The organism is Clostridium acetobutylicum ATCC 824 (genome assembly GCF_000008765.1).
Taxonomy (GTDB): domain Bacteria; phylum Bacillota; class Clostridia; order Clostridiales; family Clostridiaceae; genus Clostridium_S; species Clostridium_S acetobutylicum.
In genome coordinates, this window is the sequence record NC_003030.1 from 310,594 (window position 1) to 335,000 (window position 24,407).

Here is a 24,407-nt window from a genome sequence, read left to right on the forward strand (position 1 = left end):
CTGTCTAGTGCAGCGAACAATTGAACTTTGAAAATTAAACAGAGAATTAAAGAACCAGCAATTCTTTTGAATAGAATTATATTCTATTTAAATAAATTTAGCGATGAGCTAAAGGAATACAGATTAGCATCTGTATAAAGGATTCAGAGGAACCTCATATTGATAATGATGAGGGGGTTTTGGGTAAGACGAAGAAATGAAGAGAACTAATAGTAATCTATAGTGAACTTTATTGATGAAGTATTACACAAAATTGACCATCATAGTCTATAGAGATTTGGATGTATCTAATCAAACTTTTAAATTGAGAGTTTGATCCTGGCTCAGGACGAACGCTGGCGGCGTGCTTAACACATGCAAGTCGAGCGGGGAACTTCGGTTCCCAGCGGCGGACGGGTGAGTAACACGTGGGTAACCTACCTCATAGTGGGGAATAGCCTTTCGAAAGGAAGATTAATACCGCATAATACTCGAGAATCGCATGATTCTTGAGCCAAAGGATTTATTCGCTATGAGATGGACCCGCGGCGCATTAGCTTGTTGGTGAGGTAACGGCTCACCAAGGCTTCGATGCGTAGCCGACCTGAGAGGGTGATCGGCCACATTGGAACTGAGACACGGTCCAGACTCCTACGGGAGGCAGCAGTGGGGAATATTGCACAATGGGGGAAACCCTGATGCAGCAACGCCGCGTGAGTGATGAAGGTCTTCGGATCGTAAAACTCTGTCTTATGGGACGATAATGACGGTACCATAGGAGGAAGCCACGGCTAACTACGTGCCAGCAGCCGCGGTAATACGTAGGTGGCAAGCGTTGTCCGGATTTACTGGGCGTAAAGGATGTGTAGGCGGATATTTAAGTGAGATGTGAAATCCCCGGGCTTAACTTGGGGGCTGCATTTCAAACTGGATGTCTGGAGTGCAGGAGAGGAAGGCAGAATTCCTAGTGTAGCGGTGAAATGCGTAGAGATTAGGAAGAATACCAGTGGCGAAGGCGGCCTTCTGGACTGTAACTGACGCTGAGGCATGAAAGCGTGGGGAGCAAACAGGATTAGATACCCTGGTAGTCCACGCCGTAAACGATGAATACTAGGTGTAGGAGGTATCGACTCCTTCTGTGCCGCAGTTAACACAATAAGTATTCCGCCTGGGAAGTACGGTCGCAAGATTAAAACTCAAAGGAATTGACGGGGACCCGCACAAGCAGCGGAGCATGTGGTTTAATTCGAAGCAACGCGAAGAACCTTACCTAGACTTGACATCTCCTGAATTAGTCCGTAATGGATGAAGTCCCTTCGGGGACAGGATGACAGGTGGTGCATGGTTGTCGTCAGCTCGTGTCGTGAGATGTTGGGTTAAGTCCCGCAACGAGCGCAACCCTTATCATTAGTTGCTAACATTTAGTTGAGCACTCTAGTGAGACTGCCCGGGTTAACCGGGAGGAAGGTGGGGATGACGTCAAATCATCATGCCCCTTATGTCTAGGGCTACACACGTGCTACAATGGTGGGGACAAAAAGATGCAATACCGCAAGGTGGAGCAAAACTCAAAACCCCATCCCAGTTCGGATTGTAGGCTGAAACTCGCCTACATGAAGCCGGAGTTGCTAGTAATCGCGAATCAGAATGTCGCGGTGAATACGTTCCCGGGTCTTGTACACACCGCCCGTCACACCATGAGAGTCGGCAACACCCGAAGCCCGTGAGGTAACCTTTTGGAACCAGCGGTCGAAGGTGGGGTTGATAATTGGGGTGAAGTCGTAACAAGGTAGCCGTAGGAGAACCTGCGGCTGGATCACCTCCTTTCTAAGGAGTCGACATGGAAATGTAATTTCCATGAAGGTTCTTTGTTCTCTGTTTAATTTTGAGAGTTTAATTCTCTCTAAATTTGTACTTTGAAAATTGCATAGTAATCAATATAGAGTAATACTCTAAAGCAAGGCAAAGTTAATTCTTTGTTGTTTGAATTTAAATATATTTACTTAAGGTCAAGCTACAAAGGGCGCATGGTGAATGCCTTGGCACTAGGAGCCGATGAAGGACGTGATAAGCTGCGATAAGCTTCGGGTAGGCGCAAATAGCCTGTGAACCGAAGATTTCCGAATGAGGAAACTCTCATGGGTAACCCCATGAACTGTATACTGAATTCATAGGTATATAGAGGTAAACCCGGGGAACTGAAACATCTAAGTACCTGGAGGAAGAGAAAGAAAAATCGATTTCCTTAGTAGCGGCGAGCGAAACGGAAAGAGCCCAAACCGGAAACTTGTTTCCGGGGTTGCGGTCAGATCATTAAGGCTTTATATCTTAACCGAAGATTTCTGGAAAGTTAAACCATAGAAGGTAATAGTCCTGTAGGTAAAAAGAGAAAAAAGCCCGATCTGTACCAGAGTACCACGAGACACGTGAAACCTTGTGGGAAGCTGGGAGGACCACCTCCCAAGGCTAAATACTACCTAGTGACCGATAGTGAAGAAGTACCGTGAGGGAAAGGTGAAAAGAACCCCAGGAGGGGAGTGAAATAGAACCTGAAACCGTGTGTCCACAACCGATCAAAACACGTTAATGTGTGATGATGTGCTTTTTGTAGAACGAGCCAGCGAGTTACGGTATGCAGCAAGGTTAAGCACTTAAGGTGCGCAGCCGAAGGGAAACCAAGTCTGAATAGGGCGTATAGTTGCATGCTGTAGACCCGAAACCGGGTGACCTATCCATGGCCAGGGTGAAGCGGAAGTAAAATTCCGTGGAGGCCCGAACCACAATGGTGTTGAAAAACCATGGGATGAGCTGTGGATAGGGGAGAAATTCCAATCGAACTCGGATATAGCTGGTTCTCCTCGAAATAGCTTTAGGGCTAGCGCCATGAATGAGTACCGGAGGTAGAGCACTGAATGAGGTAGGGGCTGACAACAGTTACCGAACTTTATCAAACTCCGAATGCTGGATACTTGAATCATGGTAGTCAGACTGCGAATGATAAGATCCGTAGTCAAAAGGGAAACAGCCCAGATCACCAGCTAAGGTCCCAAAGTATAGATTAAGTGGTAAAGGATGTGGGATTTCTAAGACAACTAGGATGTTGGCTCAGAAGCAGCCATACATTAAAAGAGTGCGTAATAGCTCACTAGTCAAGAGATCCTGCGCCGAAAATGTCCGGGGCTAAAATCTAACACCGAAGCTGTGAACTTGTACTTCGTACAAGTGGTAGAGGAGCATCCTGTATGGGCTGAAGTCGTACCGAAAGGAGCGGTGGACTGTACAGGAGAGAGTATGCTGGCATAAGTAGCGAGAACTAAGTGAGAATCTTAGTGGTCGAAAACCTAAGGTTTCCTGGGGAAGGTTCGTCCGCCCAGGGTAAGTCGGGACCTAAGCCGAGGCCGAAAGGCGTAGGTGATGGACAATCGGTTGATATTCCGATACCGCAGAGTAACGTTATGAGAAATGGGATGACGCAGGAGGATAGGATATGCGTACGTTATTGGAAGTACGTCTAAGCACTGAGGATGAAAGATAGGAAAATCCGTCTTTCGTTAAGTCTGGGGTGTAATGGTGAGGTAGTTTACTACCGAAATATCTGATTTCATGCTGCCAAGAAAAGTCTCTATCCAGGAGCTCTGTGCCCGTACCGCAAACCGACACAGGTAGGTGAGGAGAGAATCCTAAGACCATCGGAAGAATTGCTGTTAAGGAACTCGGCAAATTGACCCCGTAACTTCGGGAGAAGGGGTGCCTACGAGAGTAGGTCGCAGAGAATAGGCCCAAGCAACTGTTTATCAAAAACACAGGTTTCTGCTAAAGCGAAAGCTGAAGTATAGGAGCTGACGCCTGCCCGGTGCTGGAAGGTTAAGGGGAATGCTTAGCGCAAGCGAAGGCATGAACTTAAGCCCCAGTAAACGGCGGCCGTAACTATAACGGTCCTAAGGTAGCGAAATTCCTTGTCGGGTAAGTTCCGACCCGCACGAATGGCGTAATGATTTGGGCACTGTCTCAACAGCAAATCCGGCGAAATTGTAGTGCAAGTGAAGATGCTTGCTACCCGCGATTGGACGGAAAGACCCCGTAGAGCTTTACTGTATCTTAGCATTGAATCTCGGTATTGTCTGTACAGAATAGGTGGGAGACTTGGAAGCAGTTCCGTCAGGGATTGTGGAGTCGTCTTTGGGATACCACCCTGACAGTACTGGGGTTCTAACCGGAGGCCATGAAACTGGTCACGGGACATAGCTAGGAGGGCAGTTTGACTGGGGCGGTCGCCTCCTAAAAAGTAACGGAGGCGCCCAAAGGTTCCCTCAGCGCGGTTGGAAACCGCGCGTAGAGTGCAAAGGCAGAAGGGAGCCTGACTGCGACACAAACAAGTGGAGCAGAGACGAAAGTCGGGCTTAGTGATCCGGTGACACCTCGTGGGAGGGTCATCGCTCAACGGATAAAAGCTACCTCGGGGATAACAGGCTGATCTCCCCCAAGAGTCCACATCGACGGGGAGGTTTGGCACCTCGATGTCGGCTCGTCGCATCCTGGGGCTGAAGTAGGTCCCAAGGGTTGGGCTGTTCGCCCATTAAAGCGGCACGCGAGCTGGGTTCAGAACGTCGTGAGACAGTTCGGTCCCTATCCGTCGCGGGCGAAGGAAATTTGAGAGGAGCTGTCCTTAGTACGAGAGGACCGGGATGGACTGACCTCTGGTGTACCAGTTGTCTTACCAAAGGCACGGCTGGGTAGCTATGTCGGGAAGGGATAAACGCTGAAGGCATCTAAGCGTGAAGCCCACCTCAAGATTAGATTTCCCATAACATAAGTTAGTAAGACCCCTGTAAGAACAACAGGTGATAGGTCAGAGGTGTAAGAATGGTAACATTTTAAGCTGACTGATACTAATAGGTCGAGGGCTTGACCAATATAAAGGTAAATATATTAAGATTACTATGCAATTTTGAAAGTACAAATGCTTTCAAAAACTAAATAAATTAATCCGGTGACCATAGCTTGGTTGTAACACCCGTTCCCATACCGAACACGAAGGTTAAGAACCAAAGCGCCGATGGTACTGCAGGGGCAGCCCTGTGGGAGAGTAGGTCATTGCCGGGTAACTTGGTTTATTAGCTCAGTTGGTAGAGCACATGACTTTTAATCATGGTGTCCGGGGTTCGACTCCCCGATAAGCCACTATATAATTAGAACACTTGCTAAAGCAAGTGTTCTTTTTTTAACATAAGTTTATAATTAGTTATAGTTAGTTGTTAAGTTTAGTTGCGTTTTTAGCAACAATCTTCATCAAAGTGATCATGTTCGCAATCACAATCGCATACAGGATCTACAGTACAGATGCAGCATATTTTTATATATATGCATTTGTCATGATGTTTTTTTACTAAAACTACATCTCTGCATACTTTTTTAATTTTTACGTGTTTCAATTCTTTGCAGCCACATTGCTGTAAAGTTATATTTACTCTTCTTCTTTTATATCTTCTTAGGACTCTTCTCATGTTATTCATGTGTTTACATTTGCTCATCACTATCGCCTCCTAGTAACATAATATGTGTTTTAAAGCAGAGTGACACAAAAATTTAAATATAAAATTATTAACTTTACTATAGTGATTATAACGAGTTATAATATAAGTACATATAAAAACTATGAGGTGTGTTGAGATATGAGGTTGAAGCAAATTGAAAATGTAAAAGAGGGAAGTATTTTAGGCAAAACACTATATGATGGTGAGGGAAGAGTACTTTTGACAAGAGGAAGTGTTTTAACCCAAGCTATAATAGATAAGATAAAAAGTATTAATATATATACTATATATATAGAGGATGAATATAGTGAGGCTATAATTGAAGATGTTATAAAACCTGAGATAAGAAGAACTGCAATAAAGATGGTAAGAAATACATTTTATAGACTCAATAAGTATAATAATAAAGAAAACTATACAGGGAGAAATCTTTATAAGGAAAGTGAACAAGATTTTAAATCAATATATTACATAGCAACGGAAATAATTGAGGAAATTTTATCTCAAAAGAATGTTATGATAGGATTAGTAGATATAAAAAGTTTTGATGATTATACTTATCAGCATTCTGTAAATGTAGCTGTAATTTCGCTTATTATAGGAATTAAACTTAAGTTTCACAAATACGAATTATTTGATTTGTGTATAGGAGCACTTCTACATGATGTGGGTAAAATGTTTATTCCAAGTGAGATTTTAAATAAAAAAGGCGAATTAACTGAGGAAGAATTTAAAATAATGAAAGAACATACTGTGAGAGGATATGATTATCTTAAAGGTCTCTATGAGATATCTGTACCTGCAAGGATAATTTCTCTTCAGCACCATGAAAGAGCAGGAGGTCAAGGTTATCCAGAAGGAAGATCAGGAGAGAGAATTAGTATCCTTTCAAGGATTGTAGCTGTAGCTGATGTATATGATGCAATGACATCTGATAGGGTTTATAGAAGAGCAATTGCGCCAAATGAAGCACTAGAGTATATTATGGCTAACAGTGGAAGTAAATTCGATTATAAAGTAGTACAGGCATTTTCTAAGTCTGTTATTCCTTATCCTGAAGGGTCAATTGTAAGACTAAGTAATAATGAAATAGGTGTAGTAACAAAAATACATGAAGATTTTCCTTTAAGACCAGAAATAAAGATAATTTATAGTGAAGATGATAGCAGAGTAGATGAAGTTATAAATTTACTTGAACAAAATTCTTTGGTTATAATGGCTATTGAAGAAAATGTACCAGAGAAAAATAGAAGTTAGATTAATTATTTGTATATGGTGAAAACTGCCTTGGTTATAACAACTTAAGGCAGTTTTTTATACTTATAAGGTAAAAATGTATCTAATTAAATGCATTGTATATGGATTTAACAGCTTTTTCAAAGTCAACTGTTTCTACTCCAACTATTACATTTATTTCGCTTGAACCTTGATCAATCATTCTTATATTTACATTTTCTTTTGAAAGAGCAGTAAATATTTTATTAGCTATCCCCTTTGTTTTAGCCATTCCAGTTCCTACCGTAGCTACTAAGGCCATATTAGGATGAATTTCTATTGAATCTGGATTGCACTGCTTTTTGATTTCTTCTATTATTTTATCGCATTTACCATCTAACTTGCAATCTTCTATTACAAGTGAAACTGAGTCAACGCCAGAAGGCATATGTTCAAAGGATACTCCGTACATTTCAAGTATTGAAAGTATTTTTCTACAAAAGCCTACTTCACTATTCAAAAGAGCTTTTTCTATTGCTATTACAGTAAAGTTCTTTTTACCGGCAATACCTGTTATCGTACCTAAATTAATTTCTTTATGTGTATCACTTAATATGAGTGTTCCAGGATCAGAAGGCTTGTTTGTATTCTTTATATTTATTGGAATACCTGAATCTTTCACAGGAAAAATTGCTTCCTCGTGAAGCACAGTAGCACCCATATAGGATAATTCTCTAAGTTCTTTGTAAGATATTTTAGATATGGTTTTTGGATTTTCTACTATTCTAGGATCAGCCATTAAAAAACCAGAGACATCAGTCCAATTTTCATATAAATCGGCATTTACACCTGCAGAAATTATAGAACCTGTAACATCGGAGCCACCTCTTGAAAAAGTTTTAACATCGCCATTAAAAGAGGAACCGTAAAATCCAGGTATAACAGCTTTATTACAGGATAGAACTTTTTCTTTTATTTTTTCATAGCTCTTCTTCTCATCAAAGCAACCGGATTTATCGAAGAATATTACTTCTGCTGCATCAATGAATTCGGCATTCAAATATTTAGCCAGAATCACTCCATTAAGATACTCTCCTCTACTAGCAGCATAATCACTTGAAGCCCCATTTTCAATATTTTTTTTAACCTTTTCAAGATAATATGCTATATCCATATCTATGTTAAGTTCGCTCACTATTTCTGTATACCTTTGTGAAATTAGTTTAAATACGTCATCAAAAGGTATACCATTTTTAACATGAGCATTACATAAATAAAGTAAATCTGTTATCTTGTAGTCTTTGTTAGTTCTCTTTCCTGGAGCAGAAGGAATTATGTATTTACGATTTGCATCTGAATCTATTATTCCTTTTACTTTCTTAAATTGATTAGAATCGGCAAGAGAACTGCCCCCAAACTTTGTTACTACGATTTTCATGTTAACCACCCTTATTATTTATTATTAAAGATTTTAGTAAATCATTTTTATTATATACTATATTACATAATGAGTTCAACATTATGTACATGTTAAAGAAACTATGTTATAAGCGTAAAAAAAATGCTGTACGTTTTTACTTATGAAATGATGAAATTGACGGAATAACATTAATAAAGTAAAAAATGTAAGTAAAATTATTTAATATACATTATTATGTGGATAAAAGTTACTTTTAGTGTTATTATTAAGATTATAATAGATAATTTTTTTGATTAAAGGAGATTTCAAATGGAAAATAAGGTTTTAGCCGTTGTTAATGGCCAAGAAATAACAGAAAGTGATTTAAATGCCACTATAAATAGTTTCCCAGAGGAAAGAAGAAGACAATTTTTAAATCCAGAAGGCAGAAAACGACTTCTTGACGAAATAGTTTCTTTTGAACTTGTTTATAATGATGCAAAAGATTCAGGAATAGAAGAACAAGAAGTAGTAAAAGCTCAAATAGAGAATGCAAGAAAACAGATTTTGACACATGCTTCTCTTGACAAAATTTTTAGTGATATTGTAGTAGCTGATTCAGAAGTAGAAAAGTATTATGAGGCTAACAAAGAAATGTTTAAAGATCCTGAAAAGGTTGCAGCTAAACATATATTGGTGCAGACAGAAGAAGACGCTTTAAAGATAAGAGAAGAAATAAAAGAAGGTAAAACATTTGAAGAGGCCGCTGCTGAGTATTCAAGTTGTCCATCAAAAGAAAGAGGCGGAGATTTAGGTGCATTTACAAGAGGTCAAATGGTACCTGAGTTTGAAGAGGCAGCTTTTTCACAAGAGATAGGAGAAGTGGGAGCACCTGTAAAAACACAGTTTGGATACCACTTAATTAAAGTTGAAGGAAAGATTGAACCGGCTCAAAGAGATTTTCCAAGTGTTAAAGATGCAATTAAAAATAGATTACTTCAAGAAAGACAAAGTATGAAATATAGTTGGTATATTGATCAATTAAAGAACAAATACAAGGTTGAAATAAAATAAAAAAATAAGGATACCAGAGACTTTGGATTATATCGAAGACTCTGGTATTTGTATTATATAGTAAACTAATCATTGTTAGAACACCAGGTTTTAATTAAAAGTAGTATTATAAAGGAAATTATATAAAGCACCAGAGAAAAAGCAGCAGCTTTAACTATGTTTGTTTGCATTAAAGTGTAGATGAAAAGAGGCATAGTTGTTGTTTTGCCAAGTACGTTTCCAGCAAATACAATTGTTGCACCAAACTCGCCCATAGATCTAATCCAAGTTAAAATTAATCCTGATATTATTGATTTTTTTAACATAGGAATAATAACTCTAATGGCTGTTCCTACTTTGCCACAGCCTGATACATATGAAGCTTCAAAAATTTCAATTGGGACTGCTGAAAGAGAAGTTTCCAAAACCTGTATATAGTATATAGAAGAAACAAAAAATTGAGCTATTATAACTGCTATGGGAGTAAAAGTAAGTTGTATATTGTAAATAGAAAACAAATTTTTTAGTAAGCCATTTTTACCAAATGCGAGAAGGAGTGCAATTCCAGCAGCAGCTGGCGGAAGAGTGATAGGGATTTCTATAATTAAATCAACTAACTTTGCTAAAAGGTGTTTCTTATTAAGAACTATGAAAAATACAGTTGGAGTACCAAGAATAAAAGTAAGAAGCAGTGATGTCAAAGAAGTTTGAAAACTCAGCTTTATTGCGGATAAACTTTCGTGATTTTGAAGTGTGGATATTATGTTAGATATTCCAGAATATTTTACGACAGAAACAATAGGGAAACATAAAATAACTAAATATATTATTACGAATATTGAAAAAAAGCATATAAAGAATTTGTCTAAATCAAAGTGATTCTTTTTTATAATCATTTAATTATATCCTTTTTATTCTAAGGCATTGAAAATCCATATTTTTTTAAAATCTTTTTACCCTTATTAGACATAACATAGTCTATAAAGCTTTTAGCGGAGTTTTTATCTTTAGAAGAATTTACAACTGCAATTGGATAATTTGCTGTAACACTTTCAAACTCTTTTAAGTTTATTGTATTTAATTTTGATATGTTTTGTTCAGTTATATCTGTTTTGTACACAACACCAGCATCTGATTCACCGAGAAGAACCTTACTTACAACGTCTTTTACGTTAAGTTCATTGCTTTTAACATTTTTTAGTATTTTGTTTTTATCTTCTGAACTTATTGAATTGTTGGCTATAGAATTATCAAGGGATTTATAAAAGTATTGACCGACAGGAACAGATTTATCTGCAATTACTAAAGATAAATTGTTAATACCTAAATCAGATAATTTGGATATCTTCTTTTTACTATCTTTATTTTGGCAAACCACAATTTTGTTTTTAACAAAAATAGAGGGGGATGAAACAAGTTTTGACTTCCTTACATCGTCCATATTTTTTGTGCTGGCAGATGCAAATACATCAGCTGTTGCACCTTGATTGATAAGAGTTTCTAGTTGCTGACTACCTGCATAGTCAAAGGAAACATCAATTCCCGTGTCTTTTTTGAAGTCTTTTGCAATTTCATTAAAGCTTTCAGTAAGACTAGCTGCGGCTAAAACAGTTATCCTTTTATTACTTTTTTTTGTAGAAGCCACTGATGTTTTTTTTATTGTAGATGAGTGTGAATTAATGGCTGTGCATCCCGAAAGGCAAGAAACTAGAAATGCACTAATTGAAAGAAAGGTAATAATTTTTTTCATATTCATAGGGTATCCCTCCTAATTGAATTTATAAAAAGTGTTAGAACTTGGGTCCAAAAATTTCATTACCGCATACATATCTCTTCATTATATTTCTGTCATCTCCAAGGTATATAAATCTTTCTAGTCTTTCGGTAAGATCATAGTCTTCAGGATATAAATTTGAATCATTTATTACTAGGGCATCAAAGTCGTATCCTTCTTCAAAACTTCCTACTTTTCCAAAAAAACTACCACCTTTTTTGGTAGCCATGTAAAAAGCCTCAGAGGTGGATAAGAACATATCCTTTTTGCCAGATTCTTGCCACTTTATTTTGGAATTTTGTATTGCATAAGCAATAACCTTAAATAGAGAACAAGTATGTCCAGCGCTTATATCTGAACCTAGAACAACATTAATACCTAAATTTAAATATTTTCTTACAGGCATCATTCCACTACCAAGATTGAAATTAGACGTTGGACAATGCACAATGGTAACATTATTTCTTTTAATTAAATTAATTTCTTCTTTGGATGAATGAATACAATGAGCCATTAGTGTAGGTGTATTTCCAAATAAGCCGAACTTATCATATACTTCACCATAAAAATTGCTTTTCTTATGTAAAGATTTGACTACAGCTATTTCGTCTAAATTCTCTGAAAGATGAGATTGAACGGGAAGTCTATATTTATAAGAAAGTTTGCCTAAACCATCCATGAGTTCATTTGAGCAGCTTGGTACAAATCTTGGGGTTATTATTGGTTTTACTATATTTGATTTATCTTTGTATTTTAAAATTATCTCCTCTGTATCATTTAGAGAAGTAATATAGTTTTCTGTCAAGTAATCAGGACAATTGTAATCCATATTTACTTTACCAACATAGGCACCAATTCCAGATTTTATAAGCATGTTAAAAAGCTCAATTGTAGAATCTTTGTGCAATGTAGCAAAAAGTGCAACTCTAGTAGTGCCGTTTTTTATTAAGTCTTTTATTAATCTTCCATAAGTTTTTTTAGCATAATCTACATTTAGAAATTTTGCTTCTTCTGGAAAGGTATAATTATTTAGCCATGGAAGAAGTTCCTTATCCATACCAATACCTAGATTTTTATATTGAGAAGCATGGGCATGAAGATCATTCATTCCAGGTATAATAATATTATTTCTGAAATCTATTATTGGATTGCCTTTGTATTTATCTGGAAGATTGCTAGAAACGGAAGCTATTTTTCCGTCTATTACAACTATATAAGAGTCTTTCATTATAGTAAATTTATCTGATGTTTTTGTGAATATTAAATTTCCTTTGAAGATTTTTAAATTAATGTCTTTTTCCAATAGGAACAGCTCCTTACAAGAATGATGTGAATACAATCATATACTTTATTTTAAGTGTACGGAACATAACTATACGTAACAAGTTGTTATTCAAAGTTATGTTTTATTAATTTATATAATATCACAATATTTGGAATAACCAAAATATTAAATTATTAATAAAACGAGTAAAAAATAATAAAAATAGCTAAAAAATAGATATAAATTGATAATTCGTTAAAAAACTCGCGTTTTGATTGATTAAACATAAGGACAGAACATACTGGGAAATTAAAAATGAAGTCTAGAATATTTTATAGCACCATGGATAATCAGTGAGATTTTATTCATAAGTATATATTGTTTGAGGAATAAGTATTAGGTTTGGGGGTGATGTGATGGATTCAATAAAGTTTTCTATTCTAACGTTAGACTATAAATTAGATAGAAATGATAAAGAATTAACTGGGAAGATTATTTATGATTATATTAAAGAAAAGAGCTTAAATGTTTTAGATTATAGTACCATTAAAGAAGATAAAGATGCTATTAAGGAAAAGTTAATCTATTTATGTGAGGAGCTAAAAAGTGATGTTGTATTAACAAACGGAGGAACAGGATTTTCTAAAAGAGATGTGATGCCTGAAGCAACTCTTGAAGTTATTGAAAAACAAATACCAGGATTCTCAGAGATAATAAGATGTAAGACTTATGATATGACTAAGGAGGCTATATTATATCGTGGAATTAGTGGAATCAGAAATAAAAGTATAATAATAAATCTTGATGGGAGACCTAACTATATAAGACAAAGCCTTGATTTAATTATAGGACCTTTAATATATGGAGTTAAAATTCTGAAGGAAAGCGTTTCGGATTCTATAATAGAAAAAATAGTAAACTGCAAACAATAATTTAAAAAATCATATATGTCAATAATAAAACTGATGGTATAAGGTATCATTAGTTTTTTTATTTATGATAAAATATAGTTAGTATGATTATAGGGAGATGTTATTATTGGATAAAATTAATGAATTAAAAAAGATAGTTGCTGAAAGTTCTAGTATAGTCTTTTTTGGAGGGGCTGGAGTTTCTACGGAGAGTAATATACCTGATTTTAGATCTGAAAATGGTTTGTATAAAACTAAAAATAACTTTTCATACCCACCAGAGGTTATGTTAAGTCATACTTTTTTTAAAAATCATACAGAAGATTTTTTTGAATTTTATAGAGAAAAAATGATATTTAAAGATGCAAAACCAAATGCCGCTCATTATTCATTGGCAAAGATTGAGGAGCAAGGTAAGCTTAAAGCAATAGTAACGCAAAACATAGACGGACTTCATCAACTTGCAGGCTCTAAAAATGTATATGAGCTCCATGGTTCTATTCATAGAAATTATTGTATGGATTGTGGAAAGTCTTTCGATTTAGAGTATGTTATAAAAAGCGAAACAACTATCCCTAAATGTGATAAGTGTGGTGGAATAGTTAAACCAGATGTTGTTTTGTATGAAGAGGGATTAGATGATAGTATAATACAAAATTCAGTTAAGGCTATAAGTGAGGCAGATACTCTTATAGTAGGAGGAACGTCGCTTGTTGTATATCCAGCAGCTGGACTTATAAGATACTTTAAAGGAAATAAGTTAATTCTTATAAATAAATCAGCTACAGCTTACGATAATGAAGCAGATTTAGTTATAAGTGATAGTATAGGTAAGGTATTAGAAACTGTAATATAATTTTATTTTGTGAGGTTTATATAAATGAGTAAGGTAATATTCCACGTTGATGTAAATTCAGCATTTCTTTCGTGGACTGCTGTTGAAAAACTTAAAAACGGAGAGGATATCGACATAAGAAAAGTACCATCAGTTATAGGTGGGGACGAGAAGTCAAGGCATGGAGTGGTTCTTGCAAAATCAACTCCGGCTAAAAAGTATGGGATAGTAACAGGTGAAAGCCTCTACCATGCAAGAAAGAAATGCCCTAATATACTAGTGTTTCCTCCGCGATTTGATACTTACAGAAAAGCAAGTGAAAGCATGATGAATTTACTTAAAAGATTTACACCTCATATAGAAAAGTATTCAATTGACGAGTGTTTTATGGATGTGACTAATGATTTAAGAGGAATGGAAAGCGTAGAGTTTGCGAGCATAATTAAGGAGAGAATAAAAAATGAGTTGGGGTTTACTGTTAATGTAGGAATATCTACTAATAGACTTTTAGCTAAGATGGCATCGGAACTGAATAAACCTGACAAGATAAACACATTGTATAAACATGAAATTAAAGATAAAATGTGGCCATTACCTGTTGGTGAGCTATTTATGGTTGGGAAAAGTATGAAGAGGAAGTTAAATGAACTACACATTAAAACCATTGGTGAACTTGCAAAATATGATGTTAATATTCTTAAAGCCAAGTTTAAAAGTCATGGAAATATGGTTTGGGAATATGCTAATGGAATAGATAATTCGGATATAAGTAGATACAGAGATGAAATAAAGTGCATAAGTAATGAAACAACACTATCTATGGATTTAACAGATACGGAAAAGATTCATAAAATACTAGTAACCTTATGCGAAAATTTAGGTCAAAGGCTTAGAGATGCTAACAAATACTGCACATCAATTTCTGTAAATATAAGAACTAGTGATTTTAGAAACTACTCCCATCAGAAAAAGCTAAAGAATGCTGTGAGTAGTACTAGAGATATCATACTTTATGCAGATAAGATATTTAATGAAATGTGGGGAAGAGAACCTATAAGACTTTTGGGAGTTCAGCTTTCTGGATTATGTAGTGGAAGCAGTGTTCAAATATCTATGTTTGATGAAAAAACTGATACTAGAAATGAGATTTTAGATAAGACATTAGATTCTATAAGAAAAAAATACGGTGACAATGTTATTATGAGGTCAGTTTTATTAGAAAAAGAAGAAAAATAAAGTTATGCACAAAAATAAATTTAATAAGCTAATTATCCACAAACAAACCTTAATTAAAAAGATAAATGTGGATAAGATAAGTCCGGTTAATAAGAAGTTTTCTATATTAAGCGGACTTTAAATTATTTTAACGAAATTCTTTGTTTTTGAATACTTTTGTTCCCAGTGAGACTGAAGCCACAAATATTAAAGCTGTAAGTATAAATATATATATAGGACATTCTACATTTAGAGAATTTTTAACGTTAAAGAACATACCTTTACATATATAAGAATAAGGAATAAAAGTAGAAAAACTATAGCAGCTTGCTACGAAATTAGGAAGACTTAAAACTATGCCAATTACTAATGGGAGTGCAAAGTTTTTAAAATTCATGCTTAAAAAATGTTGAATACATATAAGAGGCAAAGAAAATAGAAGTCCTATGATAGGGCCATAAAATATAAATGCCTTTACAGTTTCTTTTGGTAGAAGGACTTTTACAGATATAAATATGATTATAATATACAAAATAATATTTATAAAAGCTATTACAAAAGTACTGAATATCTTGCTTAAGTAGATATCTTTATGGGATTTATCAGTAATTAAAATATTATTTATATTGTTATTTTTAAATTCAACTCTCCATTGAAGAGATACTAATGCTGACAAAAATACAGGGAAGAGGATTCCGCCATATAAAGAGGAACTTTGTACGTATATGGCATTCCACATTTCACTTGTACCAGAAATTTTAACACTTCCAGTATAAATATTTAAAAGACCAATAGATACTAATAGTAGAGGAAAGAAAAACGCAAGTATTGCTCCAAGCATAGATTTTAATTTTAGTAATTCACATTTGATAAGTTTACACATAATAATCACTCCCTTATGTCCTTAAAATTGAAAGTTATAATTCCGATGATTAAGAATAAAACGCAATAAATTAGAGAAACAATAATTGATTGTCTTAAAATAGTTGTATTAGAAAAAGGTGTTGAGTTTGAAAAATACAAGTATGGTATATATGGTATTAAACCATCACTTAAGTGTATAGCGTTAAAGCCAACTGCAGCTAAAAGAGAAACAATAGTAGAAGTTGTAATATCCTTTAATAAAGATATCAGAAATAGTTGAAAACTAACTAAGCCTAAAGAACAAAGTAATTCAAAGGATATATAGCGTACAATGACACCATCATTAAAAGTAAAAGGAATATTAAATATTTTTGCTTCAACTACTAAAATGCATACACCAATCAATATCATTAAAATAGTAGATAGCATTAGTAACATCCATTTGGCAAGGTATATGTTTCTTCTTTTAAGATTACTTGAACATATAGAGGTTAAGGAATCATTTGAAGTCTCAATGTAAAATACATAGATACTTATTGATATCACAAATAAAAGAAGTATAATATGCCAAGCTAGCATGGAGTGATTGGCAAAGAGTAGACTTGAGAAACTATTTTTTAATCCGCCATAGGCTATAAAACTTTTTTTCCTAAAGTAAAGGCCTATACATAACATAGAAGTAGATAAAAGCACCGGAAAAAGGAACAAGAATTTTATAAGGCTTTTTCTAAATTTCATAAATTCTAATTTTAAACAAGTAAGAGTCTCCATTTATTGTCTACCTCCTATTAAATCTATAAATATATCTTCAAGTCTTGCGTCCGGCTTATATTTAGACTTTAAGTTTGAAAGAGAACCTTCGTAAAGAAGTGTGCCCTTATTGATTATTCCTACATCATCAATCATTAGTTCCATTTCGCTTAAAATATGAGAACTTATGATAATGGTTTTATTGTGCTTTTTAGCTAAATTTACTATAAGATTTCTAATTTCTTTTATACCCATTGGATCTAAACCGTTAGTAGGCTCATCAAGTATTATGAGTTCTGGGTTTCCAATTAAAGCTTGTGCTATGCCAAGTCTTTGCTTCATTCCAAGAGAAAACTTACTTACCTTCTTTTTTCTATGCTCATAAAGATTAACTAGTTTTAAAACTTCATCTATAGCATTTTTATCAACACCCTTTATATATGACCATATCTTTAAATTTTCGTAAGCATTTAAATGACCATAATAAGAAGGGGATTCTACTAATGCACCTACATTCTTTAATATTTCAGCTCTATTTTCTTTTAGGTTTTTTCCGAAGATTTTTATACTACCGGAAGAATTTTTTATTAGTCCTAATATCATTCTTATGGTAGTTGATTTTCCAGCACCATTTGGACCTAGAAAACCGTAAATTCTTCCTTCTCTAATATTAAGGTTTATATTATTTACAGCATTAAATCCTCTGTAAGTTTTACTTAAATTATTAATTTCAACAACATAATTGTTCATTTATATCACTCCTATACATGTCTTTCAAAGTTCATTAACTTGACTATGGGTAAATTATAATATGCCAAGCTTATCTCTATTTAATCTCAACCTTAAATAAACCTTAACTATTTGTTTATTAATTGAAATAGATAAGGAATGTATATTATCATATTTAAGGAGGTGTTACTTATGAAGAATATAGAAGACAGCAAAATTCTTCTTGTGGATGATGAAGAAAGTATATTAAAATTATTGACTACAGTACTTAAAAAGGAAGGGTTCAGTAATGTAATAACAAGTACAAATGGAATGGATGGAGTAAAAAAGTGCAGAGAAAATGCACCGGAAATTATTATTCTAGATATAATGCTTCCAGACATAGATGGATTTGAAGTATTTAGACAAATAAGAAACTTTAGCTCTGTTCCAATAATGTTCTTGTCAGCGAAAAGTGAAGATACAGATAAAATAATAGGACTTGGTCTTGGGGCAGATGACTATATTACAAAACCATTTTCACCTAAAGAGGTTGCTCTTAGAGTTAAGGCTCATCTTAAGAGAATTGAAATGGTTAAGAAATCATTGACTAATAGAGAGAATATAATAAAGACTGAACACTTTACCATTGATTTTGAAAAAGGTGAAATTATAAAAAATGATAAAAGTACTATTTTAAGAGCAAAGGAATTATTACTTCTAAAGTATCTAGTTGAAAATAAAAACATAATACTTTCTAAAGAAAAGATAGTAAATGCTGTTTGGGAAGATGATTATGTTGGATATGATAATACTATAATGGTACATATAAGAAAGCTTAGACAAAAACTTGAGGATGATCCTTCAAATCCAAAATATATTTTAACTGTTAAGGGGTTAGGATATAAACTAAAGCTCTAGGAAAGGATAAGTTATGAAAAGAAAATCATCTAATTATATAAAGATTACCAGCCTATTTACTAAAAGTATAGTAATGATATTTGTGATAATGTTTTTTGTAGACATGCTTATCATGATAAAAGTAACAGAATATAGACCAACATTAACTCAAGACCCAGCACAGTTTACAAGTGATATGGGAAAGTACATAGAAATAAGTCACAATAGGGCGTATATAAATGATAACGGTAAAAAGATATTAAAGGATAAAAATGCATGGATTCAAATTGTAGATAATAAATTAACGGAAGCATACTCATATAAGAAACCTAAAAATGTTCCTAAACAATATACGCCAATAGAATTTGTACATGTTTATAAATACGATACTGTTAACTCTACATTATTCATAGGAGAAAAAAATAAATTTTCTTACTTTATTGGATTTCCTATAGATAAAATTGCAAAATATAATGTGGAGTATAATCCACATAACATTAAGACGATAATCGGCGGCGGAATATTGGCAATACTAGCCGCTAATCTAATAATAATTTTAATATTTGGATATATTTATTTTGCTCGTAAGATGGGTAAACCCTTAGAGAAAGTACTTATTTATATAGAAGAGCTTTCTAATGGTAATTATAAAATTAATGAAAGAGAAAAGGGAATATATAAGTATGTATTCAAAAATTTAAATGTACTGTCTAAAGTATTAATGGATAATAAAAATAGAAAAAAGAAAATAGATGAATTAAGGGATCAGTGGATTTCATCTATAGGGCATGATATGAAAACACCATTATCATCAATAAAGGGATTCTCAGAAATTCTTAAAGATAATGAATATGATTTTGAAAAAGATGAAGTTAGGGAATATGCAGGTATTATATATGATAAGTCGTTGTACATGGAAGAATTAATCAATGATTTGAATTTTAGCTATAAGCTTAGAAACAATTGCGTTAATATAAAGAAGAAAAAAATTTATTTTAGTCAATGGTTAAAAGATATAGTTTATAAGCTACATTCATCACCGGAGTTTAAAGATAGAAACGTAAATATTGATAAGATAAATGAAAATCTTATTGTAGATATAGATGAGCTTATGATGAAAAGAGCATTTGTAAATATTATTACGAACTTTCTAATGTATAATGATAATAGATCTACTATAGAAGTAGGGGTAAAAATAGAGGAAGGATTTATTAAAACTACTATAAAAGACAATGGAAAAGGCATACCTGAAAAAGATATTGAACATATATTTGAAAGATACTATAGAGGAACAAACACAACTTCAAATTCAAAGGGGTCAGGACTTGGAATGGCAATAGCTAATGATATTGTAAAGTTACATGAAGGATTTTGTGATGTTAAAAGTAAAGAGGGTGAGGGAACAGAACTAACTATATTCTTAAAGTATAATAATTAAAAAATGCATTGACAATATATTTAAATGTGTTATGATAGTATTCCAATCTTGAGTTGATTGTTTTGATAGTTGAAAATGTTAATGAGAGATTTGGAATATATCATTAGATTATTGGCATATAAAGCCAGAATAATTTTTTTGCAGGGGATACCTCTAATTGCAAAGAAGTACTTATAATATTTGGAGCAATTTACCTTGAATAATAAATTTAAAAATCTATTGACATTATGATTAAATATGTTATGATATTATTCCTGGCATAGTTGAGGAAAATGATTAACGTATTAAAGCTCAATAGCTAGTTATAGTAATTATCTTGTAAAGTCAATTTGTAAAGAATAATTTTGAAAAATGTATTGACAAGAAAGATAAATATGATATAATTAATATCTAATCACAACCAATTAAATTAACAACTAAAAAATATGTTGACAATATAAATTTGTTGTGATAATATAATTAAGCTGTCTAGTGCAGCAAACAATTGAACTTTGAAAATTAAACAGAGAATTAAAGAACCAGCAATTCTTTTAAATAGAATTTATTCTATTTAAATAAATTTAGCGATGAGCTAAAGGAATACAGACTAGCATCTGTATTATATCAAACTTTTAAATTGAGAGTTTGATCCTGGCTCAGGACGAACGCTGGCGGCGTGCTTAACACATGCAAGTCGAGCGGGGAACTTCGGTTCCCAGCGGCGGACGGGTGAGTAACACGTGGGTAACCTACCTCATAGTGGGGAATAGCCTTTCGAAAGGAAGATTAATACCGCATAATACTCGAGAATCGCATGATTCTTGAGCCAAAGGATTTATTCGCTATGAGATGGACCCGCGGCGCATTAGCTTGTTGGTGAGGTAACGGCTCACCAAGGCTTCGATGCGTAGCCGACCTGAGAGGGTGATCGGCCACATTGGAACTGAGACACGGTCCAGACTCCTACGGGAGGCAGCAGTGGGGAATATTGCACAATGGGGGAAACCCTAATGCAGCAACGCCGCGTGAGTGATGAAGGTCTTCGGATCGTAAAACTCTGTCTTATGGGACGATAATGACGGTACCATAGGAGGAAGCCACGGCTAACTACGTGCCAGCAGCCGCGGTAATACGTAGGTGGCAAGCGTTGTCCGGATTTACTGGGCGTAAAGGATGTGTAGGCGGATATTTAAGTGAGATGTGAAATCCCCGGGCTTAACTTGGGGGCTGCATTTCAAACTGGATGTCTGGAGTGCAGGAGAGGAAGGCAGAATTCCTAGTGTAGCGGTGAAATGCGTAGAGATTAGGAAGAATACCAGTGGCGAAGGCGGCCTTCTGGACTGTAACTGACGCTGAGGCATGAAAGCGTGGGGAGCAAACAGGATTAGATACCCTGGTAGTCCACGCCGTAAACGATGAATACTAGGTGTAGGAGGTATCGACTCCTTCTGTGCCGCAGTTAACACAATAAGTATTCCGCCTGGGAAGTACGGTCGCAAGATTAAAACTCAAAGGAATTGACGGGGACCCGCACAAGCAGCGGAGCATGTGGTTTAATTCGAAGCAACGCGAAGAACCTTACCTAGACTTGACATCTCCTGAATTAGTCCGTAATGGATGAAGTCCCTTCGGGGACAGGATGACAGGTGGTGCATGGTTGTCGTCAGCTCGTGTCGTGAGATGTTGGGTTAAGTCCCGCAACGAGCGCAACCCTTATCATTAGTTGCTAACATTTAGTTGAGCACTCTAGTGAGACTGCCCGGGTTAACCGGGAGGAAGGTGGGGATGACGTCAAATCATCATGCCCCTTATGTCTAGGGCTACACACGTGCTACAATGGTGGGGACAAAAAGATGCAATACCGCAAGGTGGAGCAAAACTCAAAACCCTATCCCAGTTCGGATTGTAGGCTGAAACTCGCCTACATGAAGCCGGAGTTGCTAGTAATCGCGAATCAGAATGTCGCGGTGAATACGTTCCCGGGTCTTGTACACACCGCCCGTCACACCATGAGAGTCGGCAACACCCGAAGCCCGTGAGGTAACCTTTTGGAACCAGCGGTCGAAGGTGGGGTTGATAATTGGGGTGAAGTCGTAACAAGGTAGCCGTAGGAGAACCTGCGGCTGGATCACCTCCTTTCTAAGGAGTCGACATGGAAATGTAATTTCCATGAAGGTTCTTTGTTCTCTGTTTAATTTTGAGAGTTTAATTCTCTCTAAATTTGTACTTTGAAAATTGCATAGTAATCAATATAGAGTAATACTCTAAAGCAAGGCAAAGTTAATTCTTTGTTGTTTGAATTTAAATATATTTACTTAAGGTCAAGCTACAAAGGGCGCATGGTGAATGCCTTGGCACTAGGAGCCGATGAAGGACGTGATAAGCTGCGATAAGCTTCGGGTAGGCGCAAATAGCCTGTGAACCGAAGATTTCCGAATGAGGAAACTCTCATGGGTAACCCCATGAACTGTATACTGAATTCATAGGTATATAGAGGTAAACCCGGGGAACTGAAACATCTAAGTACCTGGAGGAAGAGAAAGAAAAATCGATTTCCTTAGTAGCGGCGAGCGAAACGGAAAGAGCCCAAACCGGAAACTTGTTTCCGGGGTTGCGGTCAGATCATTAAGGCTTTATATCTTAACCGAAGATTTCTGGAAAGTTAAACCATAGAAGGTAATAGTCCTGTAGGTAAAAAGAGAAAAAAGCCCGATCTGTACCAGAGTACCACGAGACACGTGAAACCTTGTGGGAAGCTGGGAGGACCACCTCCCAAGGCTAAATACTACCTAGTGACCGATAGTGAAGAAGTACCGTGAGGGAAAGGTGAAAAGAACCCCAGGAGGGGAGTGAAATAGAACCTGAAACCGTGTGTCCACAACCGATCAAAACACGTTAATGTGTGATGATGTGCTTTTTGTAGAACGAGCCAGCGAGTTACGGTATGCAGCAAGGTTAAGCACTTAAGGTGCGCAGCCGAAGGGAAACCAAGTCTGAATAGGGCGTATAGTTGCATGCTGTAGACCCGAAACCGGGTGACCTATCCATGGCCAGGGTGAAGCGGAAGTAAAATTCCGTGGAGGCCCGAACCACAATGGTGTTGAAAAACCATGGGATGAGCTGTGGATAGGGGAGAAATTCCAATCGAACTCGGATATAGCTGGTTCTCCTCGAAATAGCTTTAGGGCTAGCGCCATGAATGAGTACCGGAGGTAGAGCACTGAATGAGGTAGGGGCTGACAACAGTTACCGAACTTTATCAAACTCCGAATGCTGGATACTTGAATCATGGTAGTCAGACTGCGAATGATAAGATCCGTAGTCAAAAGGGAAACAGCCCAGATCACCAGCTAAGGTCCCAAAGTATAGATTAAGTGGTAAAGGATGTGGGATTTCTAAGACAACTAGGATGTTGGCTCAGAAGCAGCCATACATTAAAAGAGTGCGTAATAGCTCACTAGTCAAGAGATCCTGCGCCGAAAATGTCCGGGGCTAAAATCTAACACCGAAGCTGTGAACTTGTACTTCGTACAAGTGGTAGAGGAGCATCCTGTATGGGCTGAAGTCGTACCGAAAGGAGCGGTGGACTGTACAGGAGAGAGTATGCTGGCATAAGTAGCGAGAACTAAGTGAGAATCTTAGTGGTCGAAAACCTAAGGTTTCCTGGGGAAGGTTCGTCCGCCCAGGGTAAGTCGGGACCTAAGCCGAGGCCGAAAGGCGTAGGTGATGGACAATCGGTTGATATTCCGATACCGCAGAGTAACGTTATGAGAAATGGGATGACGCAGGAGGATAGGATATGCGTACGTTATTGGAAGTACGTCTAAGCACTGAGGATGAAAGATAGGAAAATCCGTCTTTCGTTAAGTCTGGGGTGTAATGGTAAGGTAGTTTACTACCGAAATATCTGATTTCATGCTGCCAAGAAAAGTCTCTATCCAGGAGCTCTGTGCCCGTACCGCAAACCGACACAGGTAGGTGAGGAGAGAATCCTAAGACCATCGGAAGAATTGCTGTTAAGGAACTCGGCAAATTGACCCCGTAACTTCGGGAGAAGGGGTGCCTACGAGAGTAGGTCGCAGAGAATAGGCCCAAGCAACTGTTTATCAAAAACACAGGTTTCTGCTAAAGCGAAAGCTGAAGTATAGGAGCTGACGCCTGCCCGGTGCTGGAAGGTTAAGGGGAATGCTTAGCGTAAGCGAAGGCATGAACTTAAGCCCCAGTAAACGGCGGCCGTAACTATAACGGTCCTAAGGTAGCGAAATTCCTTGTCGGGTAAGTTCCGACCCGCACGAATGGCGTAATGATTTGGGCACTGTCTCAACAGCAAATCCGGCGAAATTGTAGTGCAAGTGAAGATGCTTGCTACCCGCGATTGGACGGAAAGACCCCGTAGAGCTTTACTGTATCTTAGCATTGAATCTCGGTATTGTCTGTACAGAATAGGTGGGAGACTTGGAAGCAGTTCCGTCAGGGATTGTGGAGTCGTCTTTGGGATACCACCCTGACAGTACTGGGGTTCTAACCGGAGGCCATGAAACTGGTCACGGGACATAGCTAGGAGGGCAGTTTGACTGGGGCGGTCGCCT

At 36.2% G+C, this 24,407-nt stretch carries 15 protein-coding genes, 1 tRNA gene and 5 rRNA genes (1 of these 21 running past the window's edge); 13 read left to right on the forward strand and 8 right to left on the reverse strand.

Annotated elements, in window-relative coordinates; translation table 11 throughout:
* Positions 1-300 precede the first annotated feature (300 nt).
* The 4 genes from CA_RS01535 to CA_RS01550 all read left to right on the forward strand — a co-directional run bounded on the left by CA_RS01535 (position 301) and on the right by CA_RS01550 (position 5,160).
* Positions 301-1,806 (forward strand): 16S ribosomal RNA (locus CA_RS01535).
* A 180-nt stretch (positions 1,807-1,986) separates the two neighbouring features.
* Positions 1,987-4,892, forward strand: a 23S ribosomal RNA gene (locus tag CA_RS01540).
* A 73-nt stretch (positions 4,893-4,965) separates the two neighbouring features.
* Positions 4,966-5,082, forward strand: a 5S ribosomal RNA gene (rrf, locus tag CA_RS01545).
* Together the 16S, 23S and 5S rRNA genes with 1 tRNA gene alongside form the textbook arrangement of a ribosomal RNA operon.
* Positions 5,083-5,087: 5 nt before the next feature.
* Positions 5,088-5,160, forward strand: a tRNA-Lys gene (locus CA_RS01550).
* A gap of 92 nt (positions 5,161-5,252) precedes the next feature.
* Here the strand turns inward: CA_RS01550 and CA_RS01555 are convergent.
* Positions 5,253-5,510, reverse strand: coding sequence for a hypothetical protein (locus CA_RS01555; RefSeq protein WP_010963599.1), 258 nt, complete (start codon positions 5,508-5,510; stop codon positions 5,253-5,255).
* A 141-nt stretch (positions 5,511-5,651) separates the two neighbouring features.
* Between CA_RS01555 and CA_RS01560 the strand changes: the two genes are divergently transcribed.
* The gene (locus CA_RS01560; RefSeq protein ID WP_010963600.1) at positions 5,652-6,770 is read left to right on the forward strand and encodes an HD-GYP domain-containing protein; all 1,119 of its coding nucleotides are present in this window, start codon (positions 5,652-5,654) and stop codon (positions 6,768-6,770) included.
* 82 nt (positions 6,771-6,852) lie between these two features.
* On the opposite strand, the gene CA_RS01565 is transcribed toward CA_RS01560, so the two are convergent.
* Positions 6,853-8,166, reverse strand: a complete 1,314-nt coding sequence (locus CA_RS01565; RefSeq protein WP_010963601.1) for an aspartate kinase — start codon at positions 8,164-8,166, stop codon at positions 6,853-6,855.
* 291 nt (positions 8,167-8,457) lie between these two features.
* On the opposite strand from CA_RS01565, the gene CA_RS01570 reads away from it, so the two are divergent.
* Positions 8,458-9,201, forward strand: coding sequence for a peptidylprolyl isomerase (locus tag CA_RS01570; RefSeq protein ID WP_010963602.1), 744 nt, complete (start codon positions 8,458-8,460; stop codon positions 9,199-9,201).
* A 65-nt stretch (positions 9,202-9,266) separates the two neighbouring features.
* Here the strand turns inward: CA_RS01570 and CA_RS01575 are convergent, their stop codons facing one another.
* Genes CA_RS01575 through CA_RS01585 form a run of 3 tightly spaced genes read right to left on the reverse strand, consistent with a single transcriptional unit; the run spans position 9,267 to position 12,257 of the window.
* Positions 9,267-10,076 carry an ABC transporter permease gene (locus CA_RS01575; protein WP_010963603.1) on the reverse strand — a complete coding sequence of 270 codons (810 nt, stop codon included), beginning with the start codon at positions 10,074-10,076 and terminating at the stop codon, positions 9,267-9,269.
* A 20-nt stretch (positions 10,077-10,096) separates the two neighbouring features.
* Positions 10,097-10,936, reverse strand: a complete 840-nt coding sequence (gene modA / locus CA_RS01580; protein ID WP_010963604.1) for a molybdate ABC transporter substrate-binding protein — start codon at positions 10,934-10,936, stop codon at positions 10,097-10,099.
* Between the two features lie 34 nt (positions 10,937-10,970).
* A complete protein-coding gene (locus CA_RS01585) occupies positions 10,971-12,257 on the reverse strand; it encodes a guanine deaminase (protein ID WP_010963605.1) in 1,287 nt (428 codons plus the stop codon).
* 377 nt (positions 12,258-12,634) lie between these two features.
* On the opposite strand from CA_RS01585, the gene CA_RS01590 reads away from it, so the two are divergent.
* The 3 genes from CA_RS01590 to CA_RS01600 all read left to right on the forward strand — a co-directional run bounded on the left by CA_RS01590 (position 12,635) and on the right by CA_RS01600 (position 15,200).
* Positions 12,635-13,150 (forward strand): MogA/MoaB family molybdenum cofactor biosynthesis protein, encoded by a 516-nt coding sequence (locus CA_RS01590; protein ID WP_010963606.1) that lies wholly within the window; start codon positions 12,635-12,637, stop codon positions 13,148-13,150.
* A gap of 97 nt (positions 13,151-13,247) precedes the next feature.
* Complete coding sequence (locus CA_RS01595) at positions 13,248-13,985, forward strand: NAD-dependent protein deacylase (protein WP_010963607.1); 738 nt, start codon at positions 13,248-13,250, stop codon at positions 13,983-13,985.
* Between the two features lie 24 nt (positions 13,986-14,009).
* The gene (locus CA_RS01600; RefSeq protein WP_010963608.1) at positions 14,010-15,200 is read left to right on the forward strand and encodes a Y-family DNA polymerase; all 1,191 of its coding nucleotides are present in this window, start codon (positions 14,010-14,012) and stop codon (positions 15,198-15,200) included.
* Positions 15,201-15,327: 127 nt separating this feature from the next.
* Here CA_RS01600 and CA_RS01605 read toward each other — a convergent pair whose 3' ends face one another.
* Genes CA_RS01605 through CA_RS01615 form a run of 3 tightly spaced genes read right to left on the reverse strand, consistent with a single transcriptional unit; the run spans position 15,328 to position 17,543 of the window.
* Positions 15,328-16,062, reverse strand: coding sequence for an ABC transporter permease (locus CA_RS01605; RefSeq protein ID WP_010963609.1), 735 nt, complete (start codon positions 16,060-16,062; stop codon positions 15,328-15,330).
* Between the two features lie 5 nt (positions 16,063-16,067).
* Entirely contained in the window at positions 16,068-16,814 is a 747-nt protein-coding gene (locus CA_RS01610; protein WP_010963610.1) for an ABC transporter permease, read from the reverse strand.
* A complete protein-coding gene (locus CA_RS01615; RefSeq protein WP_010963611.1) occupies positions 16,815-17,543 on the reverse strand; it encodes an ABC transporter ATP-binding protein in 729 nt (242 codons plus the stop codon).
* Positions 17,544-17,714: 171 nt separating this feature from the next.
* On the opposite strand from CA_RS01615, the gene CA_RS01620 reads away from it, so the two are divergent.
* The 4 genes from CA_RS01620 to CA_RS01635 form a co-directional block, all read left to right on the forward strand.
* Positions 17,715-18,422: a response regulator transcription factor gene (locus CA_RS01620; protein ID WP_010963612.1), complete on the forward strand. Its 708-nt coding sequence runs from the start codon at positions 17,715-17,717 to the stop codon at positions 18,420-18,422.
* A 13-nt stretch (positions 18,423-18,435) separates the two neighbouring features.
* Complete coding sequence (locus CA_RS01625) at positions 18,436-19,839, forward strand: sensor histidine kinase (protein ID WP_010963613.1); 1,404 nt, start codon at positions 18,436-18,438, stop codon at positions 19,837-19,839.
* Between the two features lie 612 nt (positions 19,840-20,451).
* Positions 20,452-21,957: ribosomal RNA gene (locus tag CA_RS01630) — 16S ribosomal RNA — on the forward strand.
* A 180-nt stretch (positions 21,958-22,137) separates the two neighbouring features.
* Positions 22,138-24,407: ribosomal RNA gene (locus CA_RS01635) — 23S ribosomal RNA — on the forward strand (it continues 636 nt past the right edge of the window).

What these genes read in the sequence shown, in the direction of transcription:
- CA_RS01555 (WP_010963599.1), bottom strand. Translation starts at nt 5,510, where the DNA reads ATGAGCAAATGTAAACACATGAATAACATGAGAAGAGTCCTAAGAAGA.
- CA_RS01560 (WP_010963600.1), top strand. Translation starts at nt 5,652, where the DNA reads ATGAGGTTGAAGCAAATTGAAAATGTAAAAGAGGGAAGTATTTTAGGC.
- CA_RS01565 (WP_010963601.1), bottom strand. Translation starts at nt 8,166, where the DNA reads ATGAAAATCGTAGTAACAAAGTTTGGGGGCAGTTCTCTTGCCGATTCT.
- CA_RS01570 (WP_010963602.1), top strand. Translation starts at nt 8,458, where the DNA reads ATGGAAAATAAGGTTTTAGCCGTTGTTAATGGCCAAGAAATAACAGAA.
- CA_RS01575 (WP_010963603.1), bottom strand. Translation starts at nt 10,076, where the DNA reads ATGATTATAAAAAAGAATCACTTTGATTTAGACAAATTCTTTATATGC.
- modA (WP_010963604.1), bottom strand. Translation starts at nt 10,936, where the DNA reads ATGAATATGAAAAAAATTATTACCTTTCTTTCAATTAGTGCATTTCTA.
- CA_RS01590 (WP_010963606.1), top strand. Translation starts at nt 12,635, where the DNA reads ATGGATTCAATAAAGTTTTCTATTCTAACGTTAGACTATAAATTAGAT.
- CA_RS01595 (WP_010963607.1), top strand. Translation starts at nt 13,248, where the DNA reads ATGTTATTATTGGATAAAATTAATGAATTAAAAAAGATAGTTGCTGAA.
- CA_RS01600 (WP_010963608.1), top strand. Translation starts at nt 14,010, where the DNA reads ATGAGTAAGGTAATATTCCACGTTGATGTAAATTCAGCATTTCTTTCG.
- CA_RS01605 (WP_010963609.1), bottom strand. Translation starts at nt 16,062, where the DNA reads ATGTGTAAACTTATCAAATGTGAATTACTAAAATTAAAATCTATGCTT.
- CA_RS01610 (WP_010963610.1), bottom strand. Translation starts at nt 16,814, where the DNA reads ATGGAGACTCTTACTTGTTTAAAATTAGAATTTATGAAATTTAGAAAA.
- CA_RS01615 (WP_010963611.1), bottom strand. Translation starts at nt 17,543, where the DNA reads ATGAACAATTATGTTGTTGAAATTAATAATTTAAGTAAAACTTACAGA.
- CA_RS01620 (WP_010963612.1), top strand. Translation starts at nt 17,715, where the DNA reads ATGAAGAATATAGAAGACAGCAAAATTCTTCTTGTGGATGATGAAGAA.
- CA_RS01625 (WP_010963613.1), top strand. Translation starts at nt 18,436, where the DNA reads ATGAAAAGAAAATCATCTAATTATATAAAGATTACCAGCCTATTTACT.